At 48.7% G+C, this 5,569-nt stretch carries 2 tRNA genes and 3 rRNA genes; all 5 read right to left on the bottom strand.

The features are described from left to right. Window positions 1-15: 15 nt before the first annotated feature. Window positions 16-125, bottom strand: a 5S ribosomal RNA gene (gene rrf, locus EYY60_RS00145). Window positions 126-283: 158 nt separating this feature from the next. Then, window positions 284-3,165 (bottom strand): 23S ribosomal RNA (locus EYY60_RS00140). Between the two features lie 118 nt (window positions 3,166-3,283). Further along, a tRNA-Ala gene (locus tag EYY60_RS00135) sits at window positions 3,284-3,357 on the bottom strand. A gap of 152 nt (window positions 3,358-3,509) precedes the next feature. Beyond that, window positions 3,510-3,583 (bottom strand) — tRNA-Ile (locus EYY60_RS00130). A 126-nt stretch (window positions 3,584-3,709) separates the two neighbouring features. Next, window positions 3,710-5,223, bottom strand: a 16S ribosomal RNA gene (locus EYY60_RS00125). Together the 16S, 23S and 5S rRNA genes with 2 tRNA genes alongside form the textbook arrangement of a ribosomal RNA operon. Between the last annotated feature and the right edge of the window lie 346 nt (window positions 5,224-5,569).

Raw genomic sequence — 5,569 nt, 5'->3', positions numbered from 1 at the left:
ACAGGGTTTTCAAAAGAAAGGCGACGACATACTCTCCCACAATAATGCAGTACCATCTGCGCAGGCGGGCTTAACTTCTCTGTTCGGGATGGGAAGAGGTGAGCCCCGCCGCAATAACCACCTTAAGGTCGTTCGTTGCTTGGGCAACTTTTCAATTAATAATTGATAATTGACAATTAATAATTAAAACAATATCTTAACATACTGAGATAAAGAAAAGCATTTTTATTTACTATTTTAGAAAGTTCTCTCCCGGTCCGCCGAGGCGGACCGGGAAAAGGGCGTACATAAGCTTACGGATTATTAGTACTACTCGACTATGACATTGCTGCCTTTACATCTGTAGCCTATCAACGTGGTCATCTTCCACGATCCTTAAAAGAAATCTCATCTTGTGGTGGGTTTCGCGCTTATATGCTTTCAGCGCTTATCCCTTCCCAACGTAGCTACTCTGCGGTGCCCCTGGCGGGACAACAGATACACTAGAGGTTGGTCCAATTCGGTCCTCTCGTACTAGAATCAGATCCACTCAAATTTCTAACGCCCGCAGTAGATAGAGACCGAACTGTCTCACGACGTTCTGAACCCAGCTCGCGTGCCACTTTAATGGGCGAACAGCCCAACCCTTGGGACCTTCTCCAGCCCCAGGATGTGACGAGCCGACATCGAGGTGCCAAACCCCCCCGTCGATATGAGCTCTTGGGGGAGATCAGCCTGTTATCCCCGGCGTACCTTTTATCCTTTGAGCGATGGCCCTTCCATGCGGAACCACCGGATCACTATGCTCTACTTTCGTACCTGATCGACCTGTATGTCTCTCAGTCAAGCTCCCTTATGCCATTGCACTCTGCGCACGGTTACCAAGCGTGCTGAGGGAACCTTTAGAAGCCTCCGTTACTCTTTTGGAGGCGACCACCCCAGTCAAACTACCCACCAAGCAATGTCCCCCGCAGCGCGGGGTTAGGCCTCAGATAAACAAAGGGTTGTATTTCAACAATGACTCCACAACGCCTGGCGACGCCGCTTCATAGTCTCCAACCTATCCTACACATCATTTATCCAAGGTCAATACTAAGCTATAGTAAAGGTGCACAGGGTCTTTTCGTCCCACTGCGGGTAAACGGCATCTTCACCGTTACTACAATTTCACCGAGCTCATGGCTGAGACAGTGTCCAGATCGTTACACCATTCGTGCAGGTCGGAACTTACCCGACAAGGAATTTCGCTACCTTAGGACCGTTATAGTTACGGCCGCCGTTTACTGGGGCTTCAATTCAATGCTTCTCCGAAGATAACATCTCCTCTTAACCTTCCAGCACCGGGCAGGTGTCAGGCCCTATACTTCATCTTGCGATTTTGCAGAGCCCTGTGTTTTTGATAAACAGTCGCCTGGACCTCTTCACTGCGGCCCCGATTGCTCGGGGCGACCTTTCTCCCGAAGTTACAGGTCTATTTTGCCTAATTCCTTAGCCATGAATCTCTCGAGCACCTTAGGATTCTCTCCTCAACTACCTGTGTCGGTTTACGGTACTGGTGCTTATTGCCTGAAGTTTAGAGGTTTTTCTTGGAAGCCCTTAGGCGCACTATCTCTTTGTCCGAAGACTCCGAGTACTATCGTATTTCGCCAGTTCCTGCGCATTTGACTACAGGACCTATAGCTAGGTACTTCAACGAACTATTCCGTCAGTTCGCGGCGCTTTCATCACTCCGTCACCCCATCACAGCAACAAGCAGTACGGGAATATTAACCCGTTGGCCATCGACTGTCCCTTTCGGGTTCGCCTTAGGTCCAGACTAACCCACAGCTGATTAGCATAGCTGTGGAAACCTTAGTTTTTCGGTGTGCGGGTTTCTCGCCCGCATTATCGTTACTTATGCCTACATTTTCTTTTCTGACCGGTCCAGCATACCTTACGATACACCTTCAGCCCTGTCAGAATGCTCCCCTACCACTTGCACATACATGCAAATCCATAGCTTCGGTAATATGCTTATGCCCGATTATTATCCATGCTCGTCCGCTCGACTAGTGAGCTGTTACGCACTCTTTAAATGAATGGCTGCTTCCAAGCCAACATCCTAGCTGTCTGGGCAGACAAACCTCGTTCTTTCAACTTAGCATATATTTGGGGACCTTAGCTGATGGTCTGGGTTCTTTCCCTCTCGGACTTGGACCTTAGCACCCAAGCCCTCACTGCTGGCAATCATTATATAGCATTCGGAGTTTGTCAGGAATTGGTAGGCGGTGAAGCCCCCGCATCCAATCAGTAGCTCTACCTCTATATAACTAAATCCAGCGCTGCACCTAAATGCATTTCGGGGAGTACGAGCTATTTCCGAGTTTGATTGGCCTTTCACCCCTACCCACAGGTCATCCGAAGACTTTTCAACGTCAACCGGTTCGGTCCTCCACTGTGTGTTACCACAGCTTCAACCTGCCCATGGGTAGATCACACGGTTTCGCGTCTAACACTGCCGACTGAAGCGCCCTATTCAGACTCGCTTTCGCTGCGGATCCATGGCTTAACCACTTATCCTTGCCGGCAACGTTAACTCGTAGGCTCATTATGCAAAAGGCACGCCGTCACCCCACTTAAGGGCTCCGACCGCTTGTAGGCGCATGGTTTCAGGATCTATTTCACTCCGTTATTCACGGTTCTTTTCACCTTTCCCTCACGGTACTGGTTCACTATCGGTCTCTCAGGAGTATTTAGCCTTAGCGGATGGTCCCGCCGAATTCAGACAGGGTTTCACGTGCCCCGCCCTACTCAGGATACCGCTATCCATTACACTCGTTGCCCATACGGGGCTGTCACCCTCTGTGGCGCTCCTTTCCAGAAGCTTCCGGTTCCTTGTGCATGAAATGTCGCGGTCCTACAACCCCAGATATGCCGTAACATGCCTGGTTTGGGCTAATCCGCGTTCGCTCGCCACTACTTACGGAATCACTTTTGTTTTCTTCTCCTCCGCCTACTTAGATGTTTCAGTTCAGCGGGTTTGCCCACCTATCGGTGTACTATGTCTTCAACATAGTGGGTTGCCCCATTCGGATATCTGCGGATCGATCTGTGTGTGCCAGTCCCCGCAGCTTTTCGCAGCTTATCACGTCCTTCTTCGCCTCTGAGAGCCTAGGCATTCCCCATGCGCCCTTATTTTGCTTATTGTACAGACAAGGCAAGCCTTGCCTCTGCCGTCTTGTAATAAATCACAAAACGTGTTCTTTCTACTTTTTGTATTTTTCTTATCTCAATATGTCAATGAACTTTTTTCCTTTCGGAACTGTGGAGAATAACGGAGTCGAACCGTTGACCTCCTGCGTGCAAGGCAGGCGCTCTAGCCAGCTGAGCTAATCCCCCAAATCTAATTATGAATTGTGAATTATGAATTATGAATTATTTGTAATCCGTAATCTTTCAACTCTAGAATTTCCTTCTTTTAAGCTTTTCAGTCTTTTTAATCTGTTTTTTATAATTTACAATTCATAATTCATAATTAACAATTTAAAAAGTAGTCCCGGGCAGACTCGAACTGCCGACCCCTACATTATCAGTGTAGTACTCTAACCAGCTGAGCTACGAGACTCTGTTTTACTTAATTTTTTTATCATTTTTTAAATCGACAGCAAGAGTAACGCAATCTCGGATCCAAAACCATCCGGTAGGCATCTTTTTTCCCCAGCGTGCCTTGCGGCAAACACCAAGGCTCTAGAAAGGAGGTGTTCCAGCCGCACCTTCCGGTACGGCTACCTTGTTACGACTTAGCCCTAGTTACCAGTTTTACCCTAGGCAGCTCCTTGCGGTCACCGACTTCAGGCACCCCCAGCTTCCATGGCTTGACGGGCGGTGTGTACAAGGCCCGGGAACGTATTCACCGGATCATGGCTGATATCCGATTACTAGCGATTCCAGCTTCACGGAGTCGAGTTGCAGACTCCGATCCGAACTGTGACCGGCTTTGTAGATTCGCTCCTGGTCGCCCAGTGGCTGCTCTCTGTACCGGCCATTGTAGCACGTGTGTAGCCCAAGGCGTAAGGGCCGTGATGATTTGACGTCATCCCCACCTTCCTCACAGTTTGCACTGGCAGTCTTGCTAGAGTTCCCGACATGACTCGCTGGCAACTAACAACAGGGGTTGCGCTCGTTATAGGACTTAACCTGACACCTCACGGCACGAGCTGACGACAACCATGCAGCACCTTGTAGACTGTCTTGCGAAAGTTCTGTTTCCAAAACGGTCAGTCTGCATTTAAGCCTTGGTAAGGTTCCTCGCGTATCATCGAATTAAACCACATGCTCCACCGCTTGTGCGGGCCCCCGTCAATTCCTTTGAGTTTCAAACTTGCGTTCGTACTCCCCAGGTGGGATACTTATCACTTTCGCTTAGCCACTGAGGTCGCCCCCAACAGCTAGTATCCATCGTTTACGGCGTGGACTACCAGGGTATCTAATCCTGTTCGCTACCCACGCTTTCGTCCATCAGCGTCAATCCACTGGTAGCAACCTGCCTTCGCAATTGGTATTCCATGTAATCTCTAAGCATTTCACCGCTACACTACATATTCTAGTTGCTTCCCAGTAATTCAAGTCCTGCAGTATCAATGGCCGTTCCACCGTTGAGCGATGGGCTTTCACCACTGACTTACAAGACCGCCTACGGACCCTTTAAACCCAATGATTCCGGATAACGCTTGGATCCTCCGTATTACCGCGGCTGCTGGCACGGAGTTAGCCGATCCTTATTCTTACGGTACCGTCAAGCTCCGACACGTCGGAGTGTTTCTTCCCGTACAAAAGCAGTTTACAATCCATAGGACCGTCATCCTGCACGCGGCATGGCTGGTTCAGGCTTGCGCCCATTGACCAATATTCCTCACTGCTGCCTCCCGTAGGAGTCTGGTCCGTGTCTCAGTACCAGTGTGGGGGATCTCCCTCTCAGGACCCCTACCCATCGTAGCCTTGGTAAGCCGTTACCTTGCCAACTAGCTAATGGGACGCATGCTCATCTTCCACCGTTGTGACTTTAATCAGATCCCGATGCCGGAAACTGATGCTATGAGGTATTAATCCAAATTTCTCTGGGCTATCCCTCTGTGGAAGGCAGATTGCATACGCGTTACGCACCCGTGCGCCGGTCTCAAATTCCGAAGAATTCTACCCCTCGACTTGCATGTGTTAAGCCTGCCGCTAGCGTTCATCCTGAGCCAGGATCAAACTCTTCATCGTATATTTTAATATTATATAATCGATGCTTTCCCTAGTGGTTCTTTTCGAATCTTGCGATTCCATTACTCTTATTCTATATTTGCCCCGGCATCTCTGCCGAAGCGGCTGTCAATTCAATATGTCTACGAACGTGTCTTTTTTTGTCTTTCGCTTGTTTCTCAAAGCGGGTGCAAAACTAGAAATTCTTTTTGTTTCTCGCAAGAAAAATTTAAAAAATTTTGAAACTTTTTTTTCGCCTCTCTTTCTCAATTCTTCCTTCCAATCCTTCAATGAGCTTCCGTGTTTTGCGGGGTGCAAATGTAGAACGCTTTTTCAAAACCTGCAAGCTTTTTTTGAACTTTTTTTT

Origin of the sequence: Flavobacterium zhairuonense (assembly GCF_004352915.1) — a bacterium.
GTDB lineage: Bacteria > Bacteroidota > Bacteroidia > Flavobacteriales > Flavobacteriaceae > Flavobacterium > Flavobacterium zhairuonense.
The sequence above is the reverse complement of the archived record's forward strand: the minus strand, read 5'-3'. Positions and strand labels throughout refer to the sequence as shown.